Origin of the sequence: Shinella sumterensis (assembly GCF_004514425.2) — a bacterium.
Taxonomy (GTDB): Bacteria; Pseudomonadota; Alphaproteobacteria; order Rhizobiales; family Rhizobiaceae; genus Shinella; species Shinella sumterensis.
Genome location: NZ_MYFN02000012.1, coordinates 147,529 through 170,912 on the forward strand (window position 1 = coordinate 147,529; position 23,384 = coordinate 170,912).

23 protein-coding genes and 1 other RNA gene are annotated in these 23,384 nt (G+C 64.5%); 6 read left to right on the plus strand and 18 right to left on the minus strand.

The genetic code is table 11. The features are described 5' to 3' along the window. Nucleotides 1-125 precede the first annotated feature (125 nt). The 8 genes from B5M41_RS20330 to rimP all read right to left on the minus strand — a co-directional run bounded on the left by B5M41_RS20330 (nt 126) and on the right by rimP (nt 9,614). Nucleotides 126-443 carry an SH3 domain-containing protein gene (locus tag B5M41_RS20330; RefSeq protein WP_134649620.1) on the minus strand — a complete coding sequence of 106 codons (318 nt, stop codon included), beginning with the start codon at nt 441-443 and terminating at the stop codon, nt 126-128. Between the two features lie 37 nt (nt 444-480). After that, nucleotides 481-2,133 (minus strand): sensor histidine kinase, encoded by a 1,653-nt coding sequence (locus B5M41_RS20335; protein WP_230640237.1) that lies wholly within the window; start codon nt 2,131-2,133, stop codon nt 481-483. A gap of 217 nt (nt 2,134-2,350) precedes the next feature. After that, nucleotides 2,351-3,283 carry a tRNA pseudouridine(55) synthase TruB gene (truB, locus tag B5M41_RS20340; RefSeq protein WP_134649618.1) on the minus strand — a complete coding sequence of 311 codons (933 nt, stop codon included), beginning with the start codon at nt 3,281-3,283 and terminating at the stop codon, nt 2,351-2,353. Nucleotides 3,284-3,295: 12 nt separating this feature from the next. Continuing rightward, nucleotides 3,296-3,706: a 30S ribosome-binding factor RbfA gene (rbfA, locus tag B5M41_RS20345; protein ID WP_134649617.1), complete on the minus strand. Its 411-nt coding sequence runs from the start codon at nt 3,704-3,706 to the stop codon at nt 3,296-3,298. A 72-nt stretch (nt 3,707-3,778) separates the two neighbouring features. Then, nucleotides 3,779-6,445 carry a translation initiation factor IF-2 gene (gene infB, locus B5M41_RS20350; RefSeq protein ID WP_134649616.1) on the minus strand — a complete coding sequence of 889 codons (2,667 nt, stop codon included), beginning with the start codon at nt 6,443-6,445 and terminating at the stop codon, nt 3,779-3,781. 104 nt (nt 6,446-6,549) lie between these two features. Then, the gene (locus B5M41_RS20355) at nt 6,550-7,206 is read right to left on the minus strand and encodes an RNA-binding protein (protein ID WP_134649615.1); all 657 of its coding nucleotides are present in this window, start codon (nt 7,204-7,206) and stop codon (nt 6,550-6,552) included. Nucleotides 7,207-7,280: 74 nt separating this feature from the next. After that, nucleotides 7,281-8,882: a transcription termination factor NusA gene (nusA, locus tag B5M41_RS20360; RefSeq protein ID WP_134649614.1), complete on the minus strand. Its 1,602-nt coding sequence runs from the start codon at nt 8,880-8,882 to the stop codon at nt 7,281-7,283. A gap of 114 nt (nt 8,883-8,996) precedes the next feature. Then, nucleotides 8,997-9,614 carry a ribosome maturation factor RimP gene (gene rimP, locus B5M41_RS20365; RefSeq protein WP_134649613.1) on the minus strand — a complete coding sequence of 206 codons (618 nt, stop codon included), beginning with the start codon at nt 9,612-9,614 and terminating at the stop codon, nt 8,997-8,999. 245 nt (nt 9,615-9,859) lie between these two features. Here rimP and B5M41_RS20370 point away from each other — a divergent pair, with 245 nt between their 5' ends. After that, nucleotides 9,860-11,488, plus strand: coding sequence for an MFS transporter (locus B5M41_RS20370; protein ID WP_134649612.1), 1,629 nt, complete (start codon nt 9,860-9,862; stop codon nt 11,486-11,488). Between the two features lie 59 nt (nt 11,489-11,547). On the opposite strand, the gene B5M41_RS20375 is transcribed toward B5M41_RS20370, so the two are convergent. Together B5M41_RS20375 and recR are read right to left on the minus strand one after the other, a co-directional pair. Beyond that, nucleotides 11,548-12,801, minus strand: coding sequence for a lytic murein transglycosylase (locus B5M41_RS20375; protein WP_413713184.1), 1,254 nt, complete (start codon nt 12,799-12,801; stop codon nt 11,548-11,550). 11 nt (nt 12,802-12,812) lie between these two features. Continuing rightward, nucleotides 12,813-13,418 (minus strand): recombination mediator RecR, encoded by a 606-nt coding sequence (gene recR, locus B5M41_RS20380; RefSeq protein WP_134649611.1) that lies wholly within the window; start codon nt 13,416-13,418, stop codon nt 12,813-12,815. A 55-nt stretch (nt 13,419-13,473) separates the two neighbouring features. On the opposite strand from recR, the gene B5M41_RS20385 reads away from it, so the two are divergent. Next, complete coding sequence (locus B5M41_RS20385) at nt 13,474-14,085, plus strand: MOSC domain-containing protein (protein WP_134649759.1); 612 nt, start codon at nt 13,474-13,476, stop codon at nt 14,083-14,085. A gap of 7 nt (nt 14,086-14,092) precedes the next feature. Here the strand turns inward: B5M41_RS20385 and B5M41_RS20390 are convergent, their stop codons facing one another. The 3 genes from B5M41_RS20390 to ffs form a co-directional block, all read right to left on the minus strand. After that, nucleotides 14,093-14,416 carry a YbaB/EbfC family nucleoid-associated protein gene (locus B5M41_RS20390; RefSeq protein WP_134649610.1) on the minus strand — a complete coding sequence of 108 codons (324 nt, stop codon included), beginning with the start codon at nt 14,414-14,416 and terminating at the stop codon, nt 14,093-14,095. 79 nt (nt 14,417-14,495) lie between these two features. Beyond that, nucleotides 14,496-16,376: a DNA polymerase III subunit gamma/tau gene (locus B5M41_RS20395; protein WP_134649609.1), complete on the minus strand. Its 1,881-nt coding sequence runs from the start codon at nt 16,374-16,376 to the stop codon at nt 14,496-14,498. A gap of 44 nt (nt 16,377-16,420) precedes the next feature. Further along, nucleotides 16,421-16,518, minus strand: an RNA gene (ffs, locus tag B5M41_RS20400) — signal recognition particle sRNA small type. 117 nt (nt 16,519-16,635) lie between these two features. On the opposite strand from ffs, the gene B5M41_RS20405 reads away from it, so the two are divergent. After that, nucleotides 16,636-17,046, plus strand: a complete 411-nt coding sequence (locus tag B5M41_RS20405; RefSeq protein ID WP_134649608.1) for an HIT domain-containing protein — start codon at nt 16,636-16,638, stop codon at nt 17,044-17,046. Further along, on the plus strand, nt 17,043-18,020 hold the full coding sequence (gene nudC, locus B5M41_RS20410) for an NAD(+) diphosphatase (protein ID WP_134649607.1): 978 nt from the start codon (nt 17,043-17,045) through the stop codon (nt 18,018-18,020). The genes B5M41_RS20405 and nudC overlap by 4 nt, the downstream gene beginning before the upstream one ends. On the opposite strand, the gene B5M41_RS20415 is transcribed toward nudC, so the two are convergent. The 3 genes from B5M41_RS20415 to B5M41_RS20425 all read right to left on the minus strand — a co-directional run bounded on the left by B5M41_RS20415 (nt 18,017) and on the right by B5M41_RS20425 (nt 19,945). Continuing rightward, nucleotides 18,017-18,253 (minus strand): hypothetical protein, encoded by a 237-nt coding sequence (locus B5M41_RS20415; RefSeq protein ID WP_134649606.1) that lies wholly within the window; start codon nt 18,251-18,253, stop codon nt 18,017-18,019. The genes nudC and B5M41_RS20415 overlap by 4 nt on opposite strands. 70 nt (nt 18,254-18,323) lie before the next feature. Continuing rightward, the gene (locus tag B5M41_RS20420) at nt 18,324-19,175 is read right to left on the minus strand and encodes a prephenate dehydratase (RefSeq protein ID WP_134649605.1); all 852 of its coding nucleotides are present in this window, start codon (nt 19,173-19,175) and stop codon (nt 18,324-18,326) included. Nucleotides 19,176-19,189: 14 nt separating this feature from the next. Beyond that, nucleotides 19,190-19,945, minus strand: a complete 756-nt coding sequence (locus B5M41_RS20425) for a 3-deoxy-manno-octulosonate cytidylyltransferase (RefSeq protein ID WP_134649604.1) — start codon at nt 19,943-19,945, stop codon at nt 19,190-19,192. 152 nt (nt 19,946-20,097) lie between these two features. Here B5M41_RS20425 and B5M41_RS20430 point away from each other — a divergent pair, with 152 nt between their 5' ends. Then, the gene (locus tag B5M41_RS20430) at nt 20,098-20,901 is read left to right on the plus strand and encodes a c-type cytochrome (protein WP_134649603.1); all 804 of its coding nucleotides are present in this window, start codon (nt 20,098-20,100) and stop codon (nt 20,899-20,901) included. Nucleotides 20,902-20,977: 76 nt separating this feature from the next. Here the strand turns inward: B5M41_RS20430 and B5M41_RS20435 are convergent, their stop codons facing one another. Together B5M41_RS20435 and B5M41_RS20440 are read right to left on the minus strand one after the other, a co-directional pair. Then, nucleotides 20,978-21,922 carry an AEC family transporter gene (locus B5M41_RS20435; protein WP_134649602.1) on the minus strand — a complete coding sequence of 315 codons (945 nt, stop codon included), beginning with the start codon at nt 21,920-21,922 and terminating at the stop codon, nt 20,978-20,980. Between the two features lie 89 nt (nt 21,923-22,011). Next, entirely contained in the window at nt 22,012-22,608 is a 597-nt protein-coding gene (locus B5M41_RS20440; RefSeq protein WP_134649601.1) for an alpha-ketoglutarate-dependent dioxygenase AlkB, read from the minus strand. A 602-nt stretch (nt 22,609-23,210) separates the two neighbouring features. Here B5M41_RS20440 and B5M41_RS20445 point away from each other — a divergent pair. Beyond that, on the plus strand, nt 23,211-23,384 hold a 174-nt coding region (locus tag B5M41_RS20445), incomplete at its 3' end, for a transposase (protein ID WP_230640248.1).

Sequence of the window (23,384 nt, forward strand, 5' to 3'; positions counted from 1 at the left end):
GAATGGAGAACCAGAAGTCGCCAAAAGCCGGGATGTCGTCCAGCGATGGCCGTGAGGCAAGGGGCAAAAGCCCGCATTGCTGGCGGTGCCTATAAACCATTCGCTTGTGAAAGGGAAGGCCCGTTCTACCGCTGCGGCACCGGCAGGCTGGGTGCGGCCTTCGCCGCATCGCTCGTCGCCGGGCAAACGACATAGGCCGCAAAGATCCATCCAAGCTGCCGACCGTGCACCGAAACCAGCAGCCAGCGTTTCGTGCCGAGCTTGCGCTGGTCGAGGATGACGACGCCGGTGCCATTCTCAAGCGTCGTGAGAACAGGACCGTTCGGCGCGGCGCGCACGTTGAGGGGCGTGCCCGTGGGATCGTCGACCAGGCACTCCCCGGCCAGCGCCGGCGAGACGAGGAGGAGGCCGCCAAGAGCCGCAGCACGCAGAAGAAATCTCATGGAATAGCCCCGAGCATGAGAAGGAGCCGCCGTTCTATCATGAATTGCGGCGTGCGTGATGAGCTTCCTCATCGCGCAACCGCGCAAGCGGGATCGTGACACGCCATTCGATACCGTCGTCGTGCACGATGAAGTCGAGCTTGGCATCCAGCGCCATGCCGAGCATGCGCTCCAGGACCACGCTGCCGAAGCCCTTCCGGCTAGCCGCGATGGCCTCCCTGTCGATCGACGCCTTGCTCTCGCGCCAGACGAGATTGAGATCCTCGCCCTTCGCCACCCAGCTCAGCGAGACGATGCCCCTTTCGTTTGCGAGCGCACCGTATTTCGTTGCATTGGTCGAAAGCTCGTGCAGCGCCATGCCGAGCGTTTGCGAGGCCTGCGGATCGAGCAGAACGGCGGGACCCGTAATGCGCACGCGGGCCGCATCGTCGGGCGTGAACGGCTTCAACTGGTTCTTGGCAAGCTCCATCAGGTTGATGCCGTCGGATGCATTGGCGATCATCAGGTCGGTCGAGCGGGCCAGCCCCGCCACGCGCTTGCGGAAGGTTTCTGCGAAATCGGCGGCATTCTCCGCGCCGGCTGCCGACTGGTTCAGCATGGCCTGGATGACGGTGAGCTGGTTCTTGGAGCGGTGCGCCACCTCACGCATGAGGAAGCGAACCTCGTTTTCGGATTTCACCCGCGCATCCGCCGCTTCCGCCAGCGCACGCGACACCGTCTCCAGTTCGGTGATGGCATAGGGCCGTGCGGCGACGCGCTCGCCATGCCCGAGCCTGCGGGCATCATGCGCAAGCAGCCGGACGTCCCGCGACAGGACCCGCGCGATGCCGACCGCGCCGATCGCGGCCAGCAGCGCGAAGACCACGCCGCCGATCACCAGCCAGCGTATCGACGACGCCGCCGGCGCCTGCACGTCGGAGGATTTCGCCCAGGCGATCATGCGCCAGCCCGCCAGCGACGAGAACTCGGTGACGATCTGATAATTCGTGCCGTCCTGCCGCATGGTGCTGACGCCGAGGCGCAGGGATGGCACCACGCGCAGGAAAAATTCCGTACCGGTCTTCTGTTTCTCGTCCGTCGAGGCGATCACCGTGCCCGTGCTGTCGATGACCGCGGCGTTCCAGCCGGGGGACAGGACATCCGGATTGACCGCACGGCGCAAGGCGTCGGCATTCTTCGTCAGCGTCAGCAGCACCTGCCGGCCGTTCGAAAGCCGCATGGGCTGGTAGACGTTGAAGACCCATTGCTGCGCCGTCCGGCCGAAGAAGATATCCGAGACCATGCGCTCGCCGCGCGCCAGCGCCAGGCTTGCGGAGGTCGGATCGGACGCCATGTTGAGGGCAGTGCCATAGGGCACGCGCGTGTTGACGAGCTGGCGCATCGTCGGATCGATGACGAGAAAATAGATATCCGTGCCTTCGAGCGTCTTGCTGGCCTGCGCATGCAGCCCGGCAAAGTCGCCCTGCACCAAGCTTTCCGATGTGGAGAGAAAGTTCAGCGTCGAGAACATGCCGGAGATTTCACGCTCGACGGCACGGTTCACGGCGCTCGTGGAGGTACGCAGCAGCGATTCGAAAATCCGCTCCTGCGCCTCGTTGGTGCGCTTCAGAACCACCATGGAAAACAGGAAGGCGGGCACGATCAGGACGAGGATCATGCAGACGAGATAGAAGAGGACCGGATAGTGCATGCGCCGGCGTCCGACGGCAGGTTTTGCCTCCGCGTCTCCGGCAGAGACCGTTCTGTCAGTCGGCGCAATCGTCAACGGCCAGCCCTTTTCACCCTTCCCTCAGGAGCGATCACGGCGGCGCACGCCGCCCACCCCGCCCCGGAGCGAACCTTGCAGGCCCATAAAGCCTGTTGCTTGTGGTGAAATCAAGTCGGCGGCGGTTGGTTCCGCCCCCATATCAACCTTGGAAGACCCGCTTGGGACGGAACTCGCCGCCGCCGATTTCGCCGATCGCCACCAGCTTGCCGCGCGCCGTGGCATAGGCTTCATCCGCGGAAACCGGCGCATCGCGGCCGCGGAGGATGATGGGATTTCCCATGCGCAGCCGATGCGCCTGGTCGTCGTTGATGACGATCTGCGGCAGGCTGGAGAGGGCCTCGCCCGTATCGATCAGGAAGGCGTCCAGTGCCGCGAGGCGCTCGGCTTCGTCCTCGATCTTTTCCAGCGCCAACAGGTCGGCGAGCGGCACCATGTCGTCCTCGCCGAAGGGCGCGACGAAGGTGCGGCGCAGCGCCGAGATATGACCGTAACAGCCGAGCTGGCGGCCGAAGTCGCGGGCGAGCGCGCGGACATAGGTCCCCTTGCCGCACTCCACTTCGAAGTGCGCGGTATTCTCGTCCGATGCGATCAGCGTCAGGCGGTGGATTTCCACCTCGCGGGACGGGATTTCCACCGTCTCGCCTTCGCGGGCGAGATCATAGGCACGCTCGCCGTCGATCTTGATGGCCGAAAACTGCGGGGGGATCTGCTGTATGGTGCCGGTATAGTCGCCGAGGATCGCCTTGATCTCTTCGGCGGTCGGGCGTTTGTCGGAACTCTGCGTCACCTCGCCTTCCAGGTCGTCGGTCGTGCGCTCCTCGCCCCAGGTGACGGTGAACTCATAGATCTTGCGGCCGTCCATGACGTAGGGAACGGTCTTGGTCGCATCGCCCAGCGCGATCGGCAGCATGCCGGAGGCGAGCGGATCGAGCGTGCCGGCATGACCGGCCTTCTGGGCCTTGAGAAGCCACTTGATCTTGGCGACGGCTTCGGTCGAGCCGAAATCGAACGGCTTGTCGAGAATAAGCCAGCCGGAAACCGGCCGGCCCTTGGGTTTGCGGGGCTTGGACATCTTTATCCTGGGTTACTTGTCGTCGTCGCCGCCATCGGCGGAAAGGTCGCGCGCCACTTCGGGCGAACGCAGGAGCTCGTCGATCTTCTTGTAATTGTCGAAGCTCGTATCGTCGCGGAAGCGGACGTCCGGCATGTATTTCATCTGGCGCAGCTGCGGACCGAGGCGGCCGCGGATGAACTTCGCTTTGCGGTTGAGCGCCTCGATGATCGCGTCGTGATCCTTGACGCCCAGCGGCGTGACATAGGCCGTCGCATGCTTCAGGTCCGGCGACATGCGGACTTCCGAAATCGAGATCACCGTCTTTTCGAGAAGCGGATCACGCACTTCGCCGCGCTGGAGAACCTGGGTCAGGGCCGCGCGCACCTGCTCGCCGACGCGCAGCATGCGTTGCGACGGTGCGGAGGTAGTTGCTCTTGCCATGGTCGTTACCTTCAAAAAAATGCGAGCGCCGAAAAGGTCCGGCGCTCGCACGATATTGGGATCGCCGGACGCTTACAGCGTGCGGGTGATGTGCTCCACGCGGAAGCACTCGATCGTGTCGCCCGCGCGGATGTCCTCGTAGTTCTCGAAGGCCATGCCGCATTCCTGGCCCATCGGCACTTCGGCGACTTCGTCCTTGAAGCGCTTGAGGGTCTTGAGCTTGCCTTCGTGGATGACGACGTTGTCGCGCACGAGGCGCACGCCGGCACCACGCTCGACCTTGCCTTCGATGACGCGGCAACCCGCGACCTTGCCGACCTTCGTGATGTTGAACACCTCGAGGATCTCGGCATTGCCGAGGAAGGTTTCGCGACGCTCCGGCGAGAGCAGGCCCGACATCGCCGCCTTCACGTCATCCACCAGATCGTAGATGATGTTGTAGTAGCGGATTTCGAGGCCGGCGCGTTCGGCCGCCGTGCGTGCCTGGGCATTCGCACGGACGTTGAAGCCGATGATCGCGGCATTGGACGCTTCGGCGAGCGAAATGTCCGACTCGGTGATGGCGCCGGCACCCGAATGCACGATGCGCACGCGCACTTCGTCGGTACCCAGCTTGTCGAGCGCGCCGGCAATGGCTTCGATCGAGCCCTGCACGTCGCCCTTGATGAGCAGCGGGAACTCCTTGAGGCCCGTGTTCTGCAGCTGGCTCATCATCTGCTCGAGCGAACCGCGCGAACCGGCCTGACGCGCCACCTGCTTCTCGCGGGCGAGGCGCTGGCGGTATTCGGAGATCTCGCGGGCGCGGCTCTCGTTCTCGACGACGGCGAACTTGTCACCGGCGGCCGGCGTGCCGGACAGGCCGAGGACCTCGACCGGCATGGACGGACCGGCTTCCTTGACGTGCTCGCCCTTGTCGTTGACCAGCGCACGCACGCGGCCCCACTGATCGCCTGCGACCAGGATCTGGCCGGGCTTCAGCGTACCGGTCTGAACCAGCACGGTTGCAACGGCGCCGCGGCCGCGATCCAGCTGGGCTTCGACGACGACGCCTTCGGCCGTGCGGTTCGGGTTCGCCTTGAGGTCGAGGATTTCGGCCTGCAGCAGGACGGCTTCGAGCAGCTTGTCGAGGTTGAGGCGGTTCTTGGCCGACACTTCCACGTCGAGCGTTTCACCGCCCATGGATTCGACGAAGACCTCGTGCTGGAGGAGCTGGTTGCGCACCTTCTGCGGGTCGGCTTCGTGCTTGTCGATCTTGTTGATCGCCACGATGATCGGCACACCGGCCGCCTTGGCGTGGTTGATGGACTCGATCGTCTGCGGCATCACACTGTCGTCGGCGGCGACCACGAGGATCGCGATATCCGTCGCCTGCGCACCACGGGCACGCATGGCGGTGAACGCGGCGTGGCCGGGGGTGTCGATGAAGGTGATCTTGTGACCGTTGTGCTCGACCTGGTAGGCGCCGATATGCTGGGTGATGCCACCGGCTTCGCCGGCGACCGTGTTGGCCTGGCGGATGGCATCGAGCAGCGAGGTCTTGCCGTGGTCGACGTGACCCATGATGGTCACGATCGGCGGACGGCTCTGCAGATCGCCGGCATCGTCGGTGACGTTGAAGATGCCTTCTTCGACGTCGGATTCCGAAACGCGCTTGACGGTGTGGCCGAATTCGCCCGCGATGAGTTCAGCCAGGTCGGCGTCGATCAGATCGCCGGGCTTCATCATCTGCCCTTCCTTCATCAGGTACTTGATGACGTCGACGGCGCGTTCGGACATGCGCTGCGACAGTTCCTGAATGGTGATGGTTTCCGGCAGGATGACCTCGCGCATGACCTTCTCGCGGGTTTCCTGCATCTGGCTGCGCTTGAACTTCTCCTGGCGGCGACGCATCGCCGACAGCGAGCGGCCGCGCTGCGAGCCGTCCTCGTCCGTCGAGGCGGTGGTGAGCGTCAGCTTGCCCTGGCGGCGGCCGTCGTCGGACTTCGGACGGGCCGGAGCCTTGGCCGGCTCGGGACGCTTGATGGCGCCGCGGTTGGCGGGCACGCCGCCACGCGGACGCTTGTCGTCATCGTCGTCCGCATCGCGGCGACCACGACCGGGAACCCCGGCCGGCGCGGCAACGGGCACGCGGCCCGGCTGCGGACGCGTTTCGGCAGCAGCAGGAGCAGCAGCGCGTGCGACCGGCTGCGGTTCGACGACTTCCGGTTCGGGCGCGGGTGCGGCGGCCTCGTTGGCGCGGCGCTCGGCCTCTTCCTTCTCGCGCTGGATGCGGGCTTCTTCCTCAGCCTTGCGGCGGGCTTCTTCCTCGACCTTGCGGCGGGCCTCGTCCTCGGCGCGCTGGCGCGCTTCGGCGGCATCGCGGATCTGGGCTTCGGCAAGCGCACGGCGGCGGGCCTCGACCTCATCGGGCGATAGCTGGTTCAGCACGACGCCGACGCGCGGGCGGCTCTGCTCGGCCGAACGCGAAGGCTGCTGCTGGACCGGCCGCGACTGCTGCGGCGCCGGACGCGTCTGCTGCGGTTCGGGCTGGCGCTGCACGGGCGTGACAGGCGCCGACGCCTGGCGGTCTTCGCCCGGGCGGCTGAAATGGCGCTTGGTGCGGGTCTCGACCACGACGGCCTTCGTGCGGCCACGACCCATGTCCTGGCGCACGGTTCCCTGCTGAACCCCCGAGGGCTTCAGGCTAAGGGTCTTCTTGCCAGCCACACTGATCGTCTTGTCGTCTTCGTTGTCGGTCATTCCGTTCCGTTCCTAAGATCAGGGCCGGATGCGTATCACCAGACCCCGTCGTTCAATTGTGTTCACCCAATGCGAATTCGGCCGGCCGAATGCCGGTAACCGCGTCATTGGTTCGTCTGGCCAGCGCCACCTTTTGTCATCATCAGGCTGTCGCCCCGATATTTTTCGAGCATGATTGCGCGCTTCACTACACCCTCACCCGCCTGCCCTGCAAGCGCTGCGGCATGGATAAACGCATTCTGGCCCAAAAGCCCCTCCAATTCGCTCTCGGAGAAGAGCCTGAAGGAGGGAATTTCCGTTTCGTCATCGGTAAGGAAGCTTGCGGCCTTCCTCGCCTGGTCAATCTTTCGCACCCCGTCCGCCGCCGCATCCGTCGCGTGGAAGACGGCCAATGCCGCCAGAGCGCGAACCGCCTGATCGACCTTGGAGGAGCCTGTGATGAACTGTCCGGCCTTGCGCGCCATGTTCATCATGCCGCCGAGCTGGGCCGCGATCAGCCTGTCCACTTCGGCGCCGAGTTCCGGCGCGGCCTTCGCCTCCGCCTTCAACGCACGCCCGAAAAGCTTTCTGGCGACCGCCTTGTCGACGATCGCCCGTTCTGCCTTCACCCAGCATCCGCGTCCGGGAAGTTGACGCTTGAGATCCGGAACGACGCTGCCGTCCGGGCCCAGGACAAAGCGGATCAGATCATCCGCCTCGCCCTTTTCGCGCGTCACGATGCACATGCGGTCGTTCACGCCGTCCTCGTCTTTCCTGCCCATATAGGTTTCCGCTCTTGTCAACGCAAACCGCTATGCAAAATCAGCGGGCGGCATGCCAACCTGGAAGACGCCGATCAGGCGTCCTCTTCACCGCCCTCGACGACTTCCTCTTCCTCGGCGGCGAGATCCTCCTGCGTGATCCAGCCGGCCGCAAGGCGGGCCTGGACGATCATCGCTTCGGCCTCGGCGCGGGAAACCTCGAACTTCGAGAACAGGCCCTCGAACTTCTTCGTCTCGCCGTCCTTGCGCTCGGTCCAGCCGACAAGGTCGTCTGCGGCGCAGCCTGCGAAGTCTTCCATCGTCTTGATGCCGTCTTCGCCCAGCGCAACGAGCATCTGGCTCGTCATGCCGTCGATCTGGCGCAGGTCGTCGGAAACGCCGAGTTCCTTGCGCTTGGCATCCATCTCGGCCTCGAGGCGGTCGAGATGCTCGCGGGCGCGGGTCTGGAGTTCCTGGGCCGTGTCTTCGTCGAAGCCGTCGATCGAGGCGATTTCGTCGAGATCGACGTAGGCGAGCTCCTCGACGGCGGCGAAGCCTTCGGAGGCCAGAACCTGGCCGACCATCTCATCCACGTCGAGCGCTTCCATGAAGAGGTTGGTGCGCTCGTTGAATTCCTTCTGGCGACGCTCGGACTCTTCGGCTTCCGTCAGGATGTCGATGTCCCAGCCGGTCAGCTGCGAGGCAAGGCGGACGTTCTGGCCGCGACGGCCGATGGCCAGCGACAGCTGCTCGTCGGGAACGACGACTTCGATGCGCTCGGCATCTTCGTCGAGAACGACCTTGGCGACCTCAGCCGGCTGAAGGGCGTTGACGATGAAGGAAGCCGGATCCTGGCTCCACGGAATGATGTCGATCTTCTCACCCTGCAGCTCGCCGACGACGGCCTGGACGCGCGAACCGCGCATACCGACGCAGGCGCCGACCGGATCGATCGACGAATCGTTCGAGATGACGGCGATCTTGGCGCGCGAACCCGGGTCGCGGGCAACCGACTTGATCTGGATGATGCCGTCGTAGATTTCGGGCACTTCCATGGTGAAGAGCTTCACCATGAACTGCGGATGGGTCCGCGACAGGAAGATCTGCGGGCCGCGCTGCTCGCGCCGCACGTCGTAGACGAAGGCGCGGACGCGGTCGCCGTAGCGCATGTTCTCGCGCGGGATCATCTCGTCGCGGCGGATGATGCCTTCGCCACGGCCGAGATCGACGATGACGTTGCCATATTCGACGCGCTTGACCGTGCCGTTGACGATTTCGCCGATGCGGTCCTTGTATTCGTCGAACTGGCGGTCGCGCTCGGCTTCGCGCACCTTCTGCACGATGACCTGCTTGGCCGACTGGGCGGCGATGCGGCCGAAGTCCATCGGCGGCAGCGGGTCGGCGATGAAGTCGCCGAGCTTGGCGTCGGGGTTGCGGTCGCGTGCCAGTTCCAGCGGGATCTGGGTCGAATAGTCCTCGGCGTGCTCGACGACCTCAAGCAGGCGCTGGAGGCGGATTTCGCCGGTCTTGGAATTGATGTCGGCGCGGATGTTCGATTCCGTGCCGTAACGCGAGCGGGCTGCCTTCTGGATGGCGTCGGCCATCGCGGCAAGCACGATCTCGCGGTCGATGACCTTTTCACGGGCCACGGCATCCGCGATCTGCAGAAGCTCAAGCCGGTTCGCACTGACTGCCATTGTCTCAGGTCTCCATGGTCGGGCCGGGGCCTGTGCCTCCGACCTATCTGAAGCGGAACACCGCTCCGGTTGCGTCCTCTCCGCCCCGCCACTCGGCCGGAGCGCACTCACACATTATTCTTCGTCGCCGCCGTCTTCGTCGTTCTGGTTGGCGGCCTGCGCGGCCTTGGCCTTCTTGTCGGCGGCCAGCGCATCGCGGATCAGTTCGTCGGTCAGGATCAGCCGGCCTTCGGCTAGCGCCGTGAAGGGAATGACGACCGTCGGCGCATCGCCGGCGGCGGGCTGGTCCCGGTCGAGCGTGAAGCCGTCCTCGTCGGCGGCAGTAATCGTGCCGCGGAAGCGCTTGCGGCCATCGACCAGGATCGACGTCTCGCATTTCAGCAGGTGCCCGGTCCAGCGCTTGAAGTCCGACTTGCGGACCATCGGCCGGTCGATACCGGGAGACGACACTTCGAGATGATACGCCTTATCGATCGGGTCCTCAACATCGAGAACCGGCGAGACCGCCATCGAGACCTGCTCGCAGTCCTCGACGGTCATGGTGCCGTCCGGCCGCTCGCACATGATCTGCAAGGTGGCGCCGTTCTGCGCCGACAGGCGCACGCGCACCAGCTGGTAGCCGATCTGCTCGATGGTCGGCTCGATGATGTCGGCAACGCGGCGGTCGAGGCCGGTTTCGACGATCAGCCGCGGCTCGATGGCCACATTTTCCGTCTGGGTCGTGTCGGACATGGCATGCCCTCCCGGGATGGTCGTTATCATGCGCCTGATCGAGGCAATAAAAAAGAGCGGGTCCTCGCGGGCCCACTCTTCATCTGACGATCAAGAATTTGACGCTGATATAGACCGGGTTCGTCACAAATGCAAGGTCGGCGTCGGCGGACCCTGTGGGCGAGCTATTTCCAGCCATCGACTTGCCGCTTTCGTCGCATGGACTAGATTGCTAGCCAACGCTGCTTCGAGAATGAGTACCCACCGTGCCGGACCGGAAATCCCCCCTCGCCCCTTTCCGAAATGAGACGTTTCGCGTGATCTGGGCAGCGAGCCTGATTTCGAACTTCGGCGGGCTCATCCAGTCGGTCGGCGCGGCCTGGATGATGGCCTCGATATCCTCCTCCGCCAACATGGTCGCGCTGGTGCAGGCCTCCACCTCGCTGCCGATCATGCTGTTTTCCGTCGCCGCCGGCGCACTTGCCGACAATTTCGACCGGCGCAAGCTGATGCTGACGGCGCAGGCATTCATGTTCGTCGTCTCCGTCATGCTGACGGTCTTCGCCTGGCAGGGACTGATCACGCCCTGGCTGCTCCTGACCTTCACCTTTCTGATCGGATGCGGCACCGCGCTGAACAACCCGGCCTGGCAGGCATCGGTCGGCGACATGGTGCCGCGCGAGGACCTGCCGGCCGCCGTATCGCTCAACAGCATGGGCTTCAACCTGACCCGCAGCGTCGGCCCTGCGATCGGCGGCGCCATCGTCGCCGCGGCCGGCGCGGCGGCGGCCTTTGCCGTGAATGCCTGCAGCTACTTCGCCCTTCTCTTCGCGCTGTTCCGGTGGAAGCCGCCCGTGTCGCCGCGCACCCTGCCGCGTGAGGATTTCGGCCGAGCGGTGTCTGCGGGCCTGCGCTATGTCTCGATGTCGCCGAATATCGGCAAGGTGCTGCTGCGCGGCTTCGCCTTCGGTCTTTCCACCAGCTCCATCCTGTCGCTCCTGCCGCTGATCGCGCGAGACCTCGTCAAGGGCGGGCCGCTGACCTTCGGTATCCTGCTCGGCTGTTTCGGGCTTGGCGCCATCGCCGGCGCTCTCATGAACGCGCGGCTGCGCGAACGCTTTGCGAGCGAAACCATCGCCCGCATGGCCTTTGCGGGCTTTGCGATCAGCGCGTCCGTCTGTGCCGTCAGCGGCTCCGCACTGCTCACCGGCGCCGTCCTCTTGCTGTCAGGCGCGTCCTGGGTCATGGCGCTTTCGCTCTTCAACACCACGGTCCAGCTTTCGACGCCGCGCTGGGTCGTTGCCCGCGCACTTTCGCTCTACCAGACCACGACCTTCGGCGGCATCGCGGCCGGCAGCTGGATCTGGGGCACGACCGCCGACACCCATGGAGCGGAAGCGGCCCTGCTCGCCTCGGCCGTGGCGATGATCGCCGGGGCGGCTATCGGCCTGCGCTTCACGCTGCCCGAACTGCAAAGCCTCAATGTCGATCCGCTCAACCGCTTCAGCGAGCCGGACCTGCCGCTCGACCTGAAGCCCCGCAGCGGCCCCATCGTCATCCTGATCGACTACGAGATCGCCGAGGAAGACATACCGCAGTTCCTGGAAACGATGACCGAGCGACGACGCATCCGCATTCGCGACGGCGCGGGACAATGGGCGCTGATGCGCGACCTCGAGAACCCGACGATCTGGACGGAGACCTACCACGTTCCGACCTGGGTGGAATATGTGCGCCACAACCAGCGCCGCACCCATGCCGATGCCGCCAACGGCGAGCGGTTACGCCAGCTGCACCGCGGCGCGGAAGACCCGCGCGTCCACCGCATGATCGAGCGCCAGACGATCATTCCGCACGAATACGAGCGCTTCAAGCAGAATGTCGAGATGCATTGAGGCTGGAGGGTCTTGTCGCATATCCGACGCCGAAGCGATTTCGCTTCGGCTGGAAATGCTCAGCGCAGCTTCGTCTTCAGCGAGGCATCGGGATAGCAGGTCGGCTTGAGGCCGTTTTTCGCCTGCCAGTCGCCCAGCGAGCGGCGCGTCTTGTAGCCGGGAAGGCCATCCACCTTGCCGACGTCGTAGCCCTTGGCGACCAGCGCCTTCTGCATGGCCAGCACATCCGAGCGCAGCATCTTGCCGACATCGCCCCATTGGCCCTGGAACGAACCGCTGCCATAGGCGATGCGGTCGGCGAGATTGCCGATGAAGAGCGCGTAGAGGTCGGAGTTGTTGTACTCCTTGAGCACGTAGAAGTTCGGCGTGACGATGAATTCCGGGCCATGCGTGCCGGCCGGCACGAGCATCATGCCCGACGCCTTGCTTTCGCCGGAGGGGAAGCCCTTGCCGGAAATGCGCGTGATGCCGGTGGCCGCCCAGGCCGAGATTGGCTTGGCGAGATCGGGCCCTTCCTGTGCGCAGCTCGCGCTGGCCGGGATCGAGACCTCGTAGCCCCAGCTGCGGCCCGCCTGCCAGCCCTTCTTCGCCAGATAATTGGCGATGGAGGCGAGGCTGTCGGGCACCGAACCCCAGATGTCGCGCACGCCGTCGCCATCGAAATCGACGGCATATTGCAGGTAGCTGGTGGGCATGAACTGCGGCTGGCCGAGCGCACCCGCCCAGGAACCCTTCAGTTGCGCGACCGTGCGGTCCCCACCGTCGACGATATGCAGCGCGGCGATCAGCTCCTTGCGGAACATGTCCTTGCGTGTCGACATGAAGGCCTTGGTGGCGAGGACATCGACGGCCGAATAGGGGATCTTCGCGCTGCCGAAGCCGGATTCGCGGCCCCAGACCGCAACGACGATCTCGCCCGGCACGCCGAAACGCTGCTCGATCCTGCGCAGCGTCGCCGCATGGGTCTTCGCCAGCCCGCGCCCCGTCGCCGCAAGCCCCTGCAGCCGCTTTTCGGAAAAATAGGCGCCGGGTGAGGAGAACTCCGCCTGGCTCTGCGCCTGCTCCTTGGTGGGTTTCGAGCCCGGCGGCACGAGATCGGGCAGGTCCCAGTTGAGGGTCACGCCCTCCATCGCCGCACGGAAGGTCCTTTCGCTGACGCCGGTCTTCTGCGCGGCCGGCCACAGGTCCTTGTCGATCCAGACCCGGAACATCCTCTCGACCTCCGCCTTGGAGGCGGCGTTTGCAGGCAGTGCCAGAGCAAGCGAAAACAGGACGATGCTGACGGAGGCCTTCAACACTTTGCGAATGCTCAAAATGGGTCTCCTCAGATCGCCGTGCGGGCGCGAAGCGCCGCCGTCAATGTGCCTTCGTCGAGATAGTCGAGCTCGCCGCCGACGGGCACACCATGGGCAAGCCGCGTGATCTTGACCTCCAGGCCGGCGAGCTGGTCGGTGATGTAATGGGCGGTGGTCTGGCCTTCGACGGTGGCGTTGACGGCGATGATCAGCTCGCGCACGCCGCCCTTCGCCACCCGATCGACGAGGCCGCGGATGTTGAGATCGTCAGGGCCGACGCCGTCGAGCGGCGACAGCGTGCCGCCGAGTACGTGATAGGCCGCGTTCATCGCGCCGGCGCGCTCCAGCGCCCAGAGGTCGGAAACGTCCTCGACCACGATGATCATGCCATGATCCCGGCGCACATCCGTGCAGACGGTGCAGGGATCGCTGGTATCGACATTGCCGCAGCACGAGCAGATGCGCACCTTGCGATGCGCCTCGCCCATCGCCTCGGCGAGGGGCCCCAGCAGCTGGTCCTTCTTCTTGACGAGATGCAGCGCCGCCCGGCGCGCCGAGCGCGGCCCGAGGCCCGGCACCTTCGCCAGGAGCTGGATGAGTTTTTCGATTTCGGGACCGGTGACTCGTTTTGCCATTGGCGCTATCTAGCCCATATCACGGGGAAACGGAATCTTTGGAGATCGACGCTTGATCAAAATCCTCGCGGTATGCACGGGCGTCGCCCGCCCTGTTCCCGGCAAAAGCTACAAGACCGGCATTTTCAAGACGCCGACGGACGCGGCCATCGTCGTTGACCGCGAGGGCCTGCTCGGCGATGCCATCTGCAACCGCAAGCATCACGGCGGCCCGGAACAGGCGGTCTATGGCCTCGGCTCGGTCGATCTCGACTGGTGGTCGAAGGACCTTGGCCGCTCAATCGAGCCCGGCACCTTCGGCGAAAACATCGTGATCGAAGGCGTCGACAGCCGCAGCATCAGCGTCGGCGATCGCTTCGAGACGGAAAGCGTGCTTCTGGAAGTGACCTCGACGCGCACGCCCTGCGCGACATTCAATGCCCGCATGGGCGATCCCGGCTTCGCACGGCGCTTCATGAGCGCGGGACGCCCCGGCTTCTATTGCCGGGTGCTGCGCGACGGCGTGATCCAGGCCGGAGACCCGGCGACCTACACACCCTTCGACGGCGAGCCCGTCACCATGCCGGAATTGCTGCGCACCTATGGGCGCAACCTCTCCGAGGAGGACCGGCTGCGCTACCTGGCGGCGCCGATCAGCGACAAGCTGCGTGCCGCGCTGACCGGCTGAGGCGTGATCAGAACGGCAGCTTGAAGCCGGGCGGGATCGGCAGGCCGGCGGTCAGCGCCTTGGTGCGCTCGGCGGTTTCGGCCTCGGCCTTGTCCTTGGCATCCTTATGGGCGGCCACGATCAGGTCTTCCAGGATTTCGACGTCGTCTTCCTTGAACAGCGAAGGGTCGATCTTCAGCGCCTTGAGGTTGCCCTTGCCGTCGAGCGTGACCGAGACGAGGCCGCCGCCGGAGGTGCCGTTCACCTCGAGGGCGGCGATCTCCTCCTGCATCTTCTCCATCTTGGCCTGCATTTCCTTGACCTTGCCCATCATGCCCATGATGTCGCGCATCGGCCTCTCCTCTCAGTTCTCGTTGTTACAATTGCGCGCAATTCCGGACGCAAAACCGCTGCGCACTTTGCTGGAATTGCTAATGTTCGATATCGTCGCCGGGCAGGATATCGCCCTCGGCGGATTCCGCGATGGCGGCGGCCTCGACGGTCTCCGGCTCGTCTTCCGTCTCCGGCACCTTGATGCGCACGTCGGTGATCTTCGCGCCGGGGAAGCGCTGGAGGATGGCGGCGACATCAGGATCCTGCCGGGCATCGGCCACGCGCGCTTCCTGCGCCATCGCCTCGGCCTCGGCCAGCGTGGGGCCGCCGGCTTCCCGCGACAGGATGACGAGCCAGCGCGTACCGGTCCATTCCAGGAGACGGTTCGACAGTTCTGAGACCAGCGATTTCGGCGCGTCGTCGGTCAGGCTGATTTCGAGCTTGCCCGCTTCGACGCTCACGGGCCGTATGAAGGCGCGCACCAGCGCGCGAAGCCTGATGTCCCGGTTCCTGGTGCAGAGGTCGGCAATATCGGAGATCGACTTGACCGGCACCTTCGGCGCCGCTGCCGGCTGCTCGGCGGGCGCGGTCTCGACGCGGCCGACCGGCTGCGGCGCGGATTCGGCCTGCGGCACCGGGCGCAGCATCGTGACGGTTCCGCCGCCCGCCTGGGCGCGCATCGGCGCATCCGGCTGGCGCGCGACCGCGGACACCGCACCCTGCGCCGACGGTTGCCCGCCATAGCCTCCGGATTGCGGCGCACGCGCGCCGTTGCCACCGCCGTCCCCGCTCGAAAGCTCGGCAAGCCGGCGGGCGGCATCTTCCGGCGAGGGAAGGTTTGCGGCATGGGCAAGACGGATGATGACCATCTCGGCAGCCCCGGCGGGACGGCTGGAGGCTTCCGTCTCGGGAATGCCCTTCAGCAGCATCTGCCATATGCGCGACAGCGCCGTGACCGCGATGGAATTGGCGAATTCCACGCCGCGCACGCGCTCGATCTCGCTCAGCGACTGGTCGCCGGTGGCATCGGGCACATATTTCATGCGGGTCACGAGATGGGTGAAATCGGCAAGGTCGGTCAGCACCACGGACGGGCTGGCGCCGGCCTCGTATTGCGCGGCGAACTCGGCCAAAGCCGCTGCCGCATCGCCCTTCACGATGTGCTCGAAGAGATCGACGATGCGCGCGCGGTCGGCAAGGCCGAGCATGGAGCGCACGGCATCGACCTCGACGCGGCCCGCCCCGTGGGCGATCGCCTGGTCGAGCAGCGAGAGGCCGTCGCGCGCGGAGCCTTCGGCGGCGCGGGCGACCATGGCCAGCGCGTCCGGCTCGAACGCCACGCCTTCCTTGCCGAGAATGGTGGTGAACAGGCCGACGAGATCGGAGGCGCCGATGCGCCGCAGGTCGAAGCGCTGGCAGCGCGACAGGACGGTGATCGGCACCTTGCGGATTTCGGTCGTCGCGAAGATGAACTTCACATGCTCCGGCGGCTCTTCGAGCGTCTTCAAGAGACCGTTGAAGGCCTGCGTCGAGAGCATGTGCACTTCGTCGATGATATAGACCTTGTAGCGCGCCGAAACCGGGCGGTAGCGCACCTGCTCGATGATCTCCCTGATATCGTCGATACCGGTATGGGAAGCCGCGTCCATCTCGATGACGTCGACATGCCGGCCTTCCATGATCGCCTGGCAATGTTCGCCGGGAACGCGCAGGTCGATCGTCGGCTTGTCGATGTCTGATGTCTTGTAGTTGAGCGCGCGGGCGAGGATGCGGGCGGTCGTCGTCTTGCCGACACCGCGAACGCCGGTCAGCATGTAGGCCTGGGCGATGCGGCCCGTCTCGAAGGCGTTGGTCAGCGTGCGAACCATCGGCTCCTGGCCGACCATGAGGTCGGAGAAGTCCTTCGGCCGGTACTTTCGCGCAAGCACGCGATAGGCGGCGGGCTTTTCAGTGGACGGATTTTGCGTTTCGTCGCTCATCGACCCTGCCGTTAATCGAACGTCTGTCCCGACAGGACGGAAAGGTGGGAGGCTGGCACGATGACCCGTGCCGGGGCTCGTTAGGGCTGCTTCCTTCCGGACCTGACCCGGTTGGCGAGTGGCTCGTCCACCACCAACCTCCCGGCCTCCATATCGGCAATATTCCAGCCGAATGCAAGCGGAGCCGATAAAAAACTGTTGGACGGAAATCCGCTGCGTGTCATGAATCACCAAACAAGAAGCATGCGTGAGAACTCCGATGAGCGATTTTCGAACCGACGAACGGCTGGAGCGCGACAGCGACCTTCTGACGAAGATCGGCCTGTGCGAACTGCGCCTCATGAAGGACGGCCGCTGGCCCTGGCTGGTGCTGGTGCCGCAACGTCCCGATGTCAGCGAGATTTTCGATCTCACGCCGCTCGACCAGACCATGCTGACCTTCGAGACGACGCTGGTTGCCGAGGCCCTGAAGCAGGTTACCGGCGCAACGAAGATCAACACCGGCGCGCTGGGCAACATCGTACGCCAGCTTCATGTGCATGTCATCGCCCGCAGCGAGGGTGATCCGAACTGGCCCGGTCCCGTCTGGGGCCACGGCACGGCCGTGCCGCGCGCGGAGGCGGACGCCAAGGCACTCTCCGCCAAGCTCCTGGATGCGCTGAACCCATGAAGCCTTCGCTATTCGATCTCTATCGCCCGCACGCCGAACCCAGCACGATGGTGGCCTTCGCGGAGAACACGCTCGACCGCCGCTCGGAATATCGCGCGCCGGATTGCCTGGAGCAGGCCTTCAAGGCGGAAAACGTCCATGCCTTCGCGCTCGCCAGCGGAAAGCTCGTCGTCAAGCACGACGAGAAGATCATCGATCCGCTGTTTGCGCCCTACGAGCTGGCCGAACTCGACCCCGTGCCGGAAGACGCGATCCTGCTGGGTTATCTCAAGAACGGCGAACCGCGTCTGGCCATTCCCGTCCGCGCCGACCCCGATACGCTGCAGGAACCGCTGAAGGCGACGGACAGCCGGACACTCTATCGCCAGCAGATGCTGGACGACGACCTGCTCGGCCAGTTCGCCCAGGCTTCCAGCCTGATGACGTGGAATGCGAACAATCGCTTCTGCGGCAAGTGCGGTTCGCCGACGCGCTCGGAACTCGGCGGCTACCGCCGGATCTGCGAGGCCTGCGGCCACATCATCTTTCCGCGCACCGACCCCGTCGCGATCATGCTGGTCATCGACGTGGAGCGGGATCTGTGCCTGCTCGGCCGCTCGCCGCATTTCCCGGAAGGCATGTATTCCTGCCTCGCCGGCTTCCTGGAGCCCGGCGAGACGGTCGAGCATACGGTGCGCCGCGAGACCTTCGAGGAAGCGGGCATCAGGGTCGGACGCGTGCGCTACCACGCCTCGCAGCCCTGGCCGATGCCGCATTCCCTGATGATCGGCTGTTACGGCGAGGCGATCTCCTTCGATATCCGCCGCGACGAGCAGGAGCTTGAGGATTGCCGCTGGTTCACCCGCGAGGAGACGGCGGCGATGATCGAGCGCAGCGCGATGTCCGGCGTGGCACCGGGCACCACGACACCCCCGCCGAAGGGCGCCATCGCGCATCGCCTGATGCGCGACTGGCTGGACTGGAAGCTGGACTAGCGCCAGCCGAAGGTCGGCCGGTCGCCGGGATGCTCGCGCAGCCTCAGCCTCGGCGCCATAAGGCGGGCGATGACGGGGCTGACGAGGAACGTGATGGCGATCCAGGCCGGCAGAAGGTATTTGGCATGATCGGCAAGGGCCGGCACCGCCAGGATGGCGATGGCGCCCGCACCGAAGACGACGGCATTCACCATCATCGAAACCATGATCGTGATATAGGTAATCGTGCGCATGGGCATCTCCTTTCAGGATGGAAATGCCGTTTCGGAAGCCCGGTTCCGGGCTCCCTGACGATCGTCAATTCTAGAAGGCGCTTCGCATCGGATGGGCACGATAGGTGCCGAGAATGCGCACTTTTTCAGAGAAGTAGCGCAGTTCGTCGAGCGCCTGGCGCACATGCGCCTCGTCCGGATGCCCTTCGATATCGGCATAGAACTGCGTGGCGATGAACTTGCCGCCGATCTGGTAGCTTTCGAGCTTCGTCATGTTGATGCCGTTCGTCGCAAAGCCGCCCAGCGCCTTGTAGAGCGCGGCCGGGATGTTGCGCACGTTGAAGACGAAGGTGGTCACGATGATGCCCTCGCCCGTCCGTTCCGCCGGCTTTTCCTCGCGTGAGAGCACGACGAAGCGCGTGACGTTGGTTTCCGTGTCCTCGACATTCTCGGCAATGATCGACAGGCCGTAGAGATCGGCCGCCAGGCGCGGCGCAAGCGCTGCCATGGAGCGGTCGCCGGTTTCCGAAACCAGCTTCGCCGCACCCGCCGTATCGCCGGCGATCACCGGCTTCCAGCCGTTGAGGCGCACGATCTTGCGGCACTGGCCCAGCGCATGGATATGGCTGTGGACCGTGCGCACCTCCTCCTTCGTCACGCCCGGCAGCACCATGAGCTGGAAGCGGATCGGCATGAAATACTCGCCGACGATATGCAGGCGCGATTCCGGCAGGAGATGATGGATGTCGGCAACGCGGCCGGCGATCGTGTTTTCGATCGGGATCATCGCGAGATCGGCGTCACCGTTCTCCACGGCCAGGAACGCATCCTCGAACGTCTGGCACGGCAGCGGATCCATGTCGGGAAACATGTCCCGGCTGGCCATGTCGGAATTGGCGCCGTACTCGCCCTGGAAGGCGATCCTGTTGGTCTTCATTGTCATGGCTGGGATCCGTATCAGATGGGGTGGGCCGCGAGCATGGCACGAGCCTTTTCGAGGTCGGCGGGAGTATCGACACCGAGCGGAACGGTGTCAACGATCTCCACATCGATGCGCATGCCCGCTTCGAGCGCCCGCAGCTGCTCCAGCGATTCCCGCTTTTCCAGCGTCGAGGGCTTGAGCGCGACGAAGGTTTCGAGCGCCTTGCGGCGGTAGGCATAGAGGCCGATATGGTGGAAGAGCGGGCCCGCCCCGTGCGGCGCCGTCGCCCGGGTGAAGTAGAGCGCACGCAGGCGGCTCTCGCCGATCGGCGAACCCACGACCTTCACGACGTTCGGATTGGTCTTCTCGTGCTCGTCACGGATTTCCGTCGTCAGCGTCGCGATATCGGTGGCGGCGTTTTCGAGCGGGCGCAACGCGGCGCGGATCGTATCCCGGTCGATGGTCGGCAGGTCGCCCTGCACATTGATGACGATCTCGGCATGGCCCTGCGGATCGCACACCGTCAGCGCCTCGTGGATACGGTCGGAGCCGGACTGGTGATCGCCGCGCGTCATGACGGCCTCGAAACCCGCCGCGACGACCGCGCCGAAAACGTCCTGATGATCGACCGCGACCACCACACGTCCGACATCGGCTGCGGCCGCGCGCCGCGCCACCTGGACGATCATCGGCAGGCCCGCGATATCGGCCAGCGGCTTGCCCGGAAGCCGCGTGGAGGCCATGCGCGCCGGAATGAGCACGAGGCTCTTGTCAAAATTGGCGGGATTCATCTCAGGCCCTTCAAAACCCCCGGGAAAAGTGTCAAAAAGTCTCAGTGCGGGGGCTACAATCACTGTTGCAACGAAGCAGCAAAAGACATAGGTTCCGCGCGATTTCAAGACTGGCCGGTGTCACGTCCGCCGGTTGCTAGGGGAGCGTTTGGATGAACTCTTATGTGAACATGGGCGTAGGTGCCCTGCTCGGCACCGTATTCGTACTGATGTCCGTGTCGATCGCTTCTGAAGGCATCTTCCATTCGGGCGCGCCCGAGAAGGAAGGTTTCGCGATTGTGGCCGAGGAAACCGGCGGTGCGGAAGCCGGTGGCGGCGAAGCCGCTGCGGCCGTTCCGATCGCAACCCTGCTGGCCAGCGCCGATGCTACCGCCGGCGAAACCGTTTTCAAGAAGTGTGCGAGCTGTCACACCTCGGAGAAGGGCGGCCCGAACAAGGTCGGACCCGGTCTCTGGGATGTCGTCAACCGCCCGATCGCTTCGCATGAAGGCTTCAGCTATTCCGCAGGCATGACCACCTTCTCCGAAGGCCACAAGGTCGTCTGGGACTATGATCACCTGAACTACTTCCTCGAAGCGCCGAAGAAGCATGTCCCGGGCACCGCCATGGGCTTCGCCGGCCTGAAGAAGGACGACGAGCGCGCCAACCTCATCGCCTATCTGCGCACGCTCTCCGACAACCCGGTTCCGCTGCCCACGCCATCCGCCGAGGGTGCGGATGCCGGCGCCGCCGCAACGGATGGCGCAGCGACGACCGAAGGTACAGCTCCGGCCGATGGCGCTGCCGCCACGACCCAGGGCGGCGCTGCCGCAACGCAGGACGGCGCGGCCACCACCACCGAAGGCGCCACCACGACGCCGGCCGAAGGCAACAACGGCACGGCGACCGAAGGTGCGGCACCCGCCGAAGGCGGCACGACCCAGGGCACGACGACCGAACAGCCGGCCGCCCAGTAACGGCAGTTGCTGGCAGAGACTTCGAAAACCCGGCCTTCGCGCCGGGTTTTTCATTTCCGGCGACTACCGCAGATCCTCAGGCCAGGAGCCACGCCCAGAACGACACGGTGAAGACGCCGAGCGCCGTCGTCATCGTTATGGTCGAGGAAGCGAGCGCATGGCCGACGCCGAAATGATTGGCGAGCAGCCAGGCATTGACGCCGGTCGGCACGGACGCGGTGAGCACCATGGCCGCCGTCCATTCCGGCGTGAGGCCGAGCAGCCGGCAGGCGACGTAGACGCAGCCCGGCAGCAGCAGGAGCTTCAAGGCGGTCATGGCGAGCGCGATGCGCGCATTGCCGGCGACCTTGTACCGGACGAGCGCCATGCCGATCGACATGAGCGCGGCAGGCGCCGCCATGCCGGCGACCTGGTCCACCATCACCTTCACAGGCCCCACGAGCGGCACGCCGCCCGTGTGGAACAGCGCGCCGGCGAAAAGGCCGATCACAAGCGGATTGCGCACGAGGTTCCTGACGATGCCGAGCAACAGCTCGGAGAGGCTTTGCGGCTCCCGAACTCCTTCCTTGCGCTCCGCCCGCTCCATCAGGACGGTGCCGGCGATCATCATGGTCGGCAGATGCACGGACAATAGCACGGAGATCGCCACCAGCCCGTCTTCACCCACCACCCGCGAGACCAGCGGCAGCCCGATGAACACGGTGTTGGCGAAGGCCGCCGAGACGCCCGCGAGAACGCCGATCCGCCGGTCCCGCCTGAAGCCGAGCGTCGCAACAAGATGCGCGATCGCCCATGTAACCGCCACGCCAGCAAAATAGGCCACCCAGATCCGCCACGGCGCCCCGCCCGCAAAATCCGCCTCCGCAATGGTGCGAAACAACAGGACCGGCACCGCGACGCGAAAGACAAACTCCCCCAGCCCCTCGCCCAACTCCTCCCGCAGATACCCCGCCCGCACCAGAACCCACCCCAGCAGGATCAGCGCAAAAACCGGCAACACATTCAGGGCAACATCGGACATCAAATGATCTCGAAAGGAAGAGGAGCAGTATGGGGGTTGGGTGGGCGCGCGGTTGGCTGTCCTCAACCCGCTAAGAGCTGAGGACCACTTTAGAGAGGTTTTCCCGTCGTCTGGATCACCTTTCGAAACGTCAGGGATATCCTTCTGCGGCGATCCACTTTCGTACCGTCCACGACATCTGACTTTCGGGCCGGAATTTCGTGCGTCCAGTCATATCGGCTCGCCCCCTTCAGCACTATGCCTGAACGTGGATGGAGCACCACAGCAAGTGATCTGGAACCGGACCTTTCCCGAAAAACCATCTCGCATTGGGATAAAAGGCTTATCGAAATGATCGTATCATCGAAACACGGCGCACAGTCGATATGCGCGCTTATGCCTTGACCCGGCAAATACTCGTTTGCGATCACTTGGTCAGGAAAATCAACGGCATAGCCACGCGTGACCAATCGTTCCGCAAGCGTTTCCAGCCATTCGGGCAACTTACCGAGATAAGCGTCCGCATTAACGGCTCGCGCCCTGTAGTCATACAGGTAGCCAAAATGCTGCACGCGGCGCTTAAGTGTATTGCTCCATTCGCCGGCGTCGAGCCGATCTTCGATTGCCCCTTCCTCTTGCCGGGAAAGGAATTCGCGAATGTATATGGCACCCGAAGGCAGGTTCACCGCATCTGAGGCGTGATCCATTGATGGCCTACCCTCTGCTTTAACCGAAACACATAGGTCACCAATTCGTCGCTCTTGTCGATAGCCTCATCGCCGCCGTTCTTCGTTTTAACATGCGAGTATCCTGCATATTCCGGAAACGGGGGATGATAACGCCGTGATGACCGTTATCGTATTTCCCTGCCTTCCAAACCTTCCCTGACCTGCCAGCCGCCAACGGGAAACGCACGGATGGCGCCCGGGGGGCGCACAAGGACAACGGCTGCTTGGGGTGCATCGCTGCTGCAATACGGCCGTCCGGCGCCACGTTCGCAACACACACCGTCCTGAAGCTGCGCTGATCCAATGCCGGTCAGGCACCGCGGGTCTTGAAGGAAAGGAGCGATTTGCAGGCTGTACGAGCGCATGCCAAGCCCGAACGGGCCCAAAGAGCCTTATGGAAATTCAATGATCTTAATGGCTTGAAGTGGTGCCCGGAGGCGGATTTGAACCACCGACACGCGGATTTTCAATAGGACTGGGAGCTGTGGCAGCTTGGCTCATTTAGTACTGAACTGCCCCCACTTTCGACCGGACAGTCGGCATAAGCAGAAAGGCTCAAGCACAGGCTTGAGGACAGGCTTATGTCTAACGCATATCGACACGTTGAATTGCTGACCGGTGATGTCCGCCGCAGGCGGTGGACAACCGAGCAAAAGCTGACGATCATTGAGCAGAGTTTCGAACCAGGCGAGACGGTATCTTCGACCGCTCGCCGCCATGGCGTCGCGCCCAATCTGCTTTATCGGTGGCGCAGG

Coding starts and splice junctions, on each gene's coding strand:
- recR (WP_134649611.1), bottom strand. CDS start 13,418: ATGGCAAAACGAGTCACCGGTCCCGAAATCGAAAAACTCATCCAGCTC.
- B5M41_RS20430 (WP_134649603.1), top strand. CDS start 20,098: ATGAACTCTTATGTGAACATGGGCGTAGGTGCCCTGCTCGGCACCGTA.
- B5M41_RS20405 (WP_134649608.1), top strand. CDS start 16,636: ATGAGCGATTTTCGAACCGACGAACGGCTGGAGCGCGACAGCGACCTT.
- B5M41_RS20435 (WP_134649602.1), bottom strand. CDS start 21,922: ATGTCCGATGTTGCCCTGAATGTGTTGCCGGTTTTTGCGCTGATCCTG.
- B5M41_RS20440 (WP_134649601.1), bottom strand. CDS start 22,608: ATGGATCACGCCTCAGATGCGGTGAACCTGCCTTCGGGTGCCATATAC.
- rimP (WP_134649613.1), bottom strand. CDS start 9,614: ATGTCCGACACGACCCAGACGGAAAATGTGGCCATCGAGCCGCGGCTG.
- B5M41_RS20415 (WP_134649606.1), bottom strand. CDS start 18,253: ATGCGCACGATTACCTATATCACGATCATGGTTTCGATGATGGTGAAT.
- B5M41_RS20355 (WP_134649615.1), bottom strand. CDS start 7,206: ATGGGCAGGAAAGACGAGGACGGCGTGAACGACCGCATGTGCATCGTG.
- nusA (WP_134649614.1), bottom strand. CDS start 8,882: ATGGCAGTCAGTGCGAACCGGCTTGAGCTTCTGCAGATCGCGGATGCC.
- nudC (WP_134649607.1), top strand. CDS start 17,043: ATGAAGCCTTCGCTATTCGATCTCTATCGCCCGCACGCCGAACCCAGC.
- rbfA (WP_134649617.1), bottom strand. CDS start 3,706: ATGGCAAGAGCAACTACCTCCGCACCGTCGCAACGCATGCTGCGCGTC.
- infB (WP_134649616.1), bottom strand. CDS start 6,445: ATGACCGACAACGAAGACGACAAGACGATCAGTGTGGCTGGCAAGAAG.
- B5M41_RS20425 (WP_134649604.1), bottom strand. CDS start 19,945: ATGAATCCCGCCAATTTTGACAAGAGCCTCGTGCTCATTCCGGCGCGC.
- B5M41_RS20420 (WP_134649605.1), bottom strand. CDS start 19,175: ATGACAATGAAGACCAACAGGATCGCCTTCCAGGGCGAGTACGGCGCC.
- B5M41_RS20330 (WP_134649620.1), bottom strand. CDS start 443: ATGAGATTTCTTCTGCGTGCTGCGGCTCTTGGCGGCCTCCTCCTCGTC.
- B5M41_RS20395 (WP_134649609.1), bottom strand. CDS start 16,376: ATGAGCGACGAAACGCAAAATCCGTCCACTGAAAAGCCCGCCGCCTAT.
- B5M41_RS20390 (WP_134649610.1), bottom strand. CDS start 14,416: ATGCGCGACATCATGGGCATGATGGGCAAGGTCAAGGAAATGCAGGCC.
- B5M41_RS20335 (WP_230640237.1), bottom strand. CDS start 2,133: ATGCACTATCCGGTCCTCTTCTATCTCGTCTGCATGATCCTCGTCCTG.
- truB (WP_134649618.1), bottom strand. CDS start 3,283: ATGTCCAAGCCCCGCAAACCCAAGGGCCGGCCGGTTTCCGGCTGGCTT.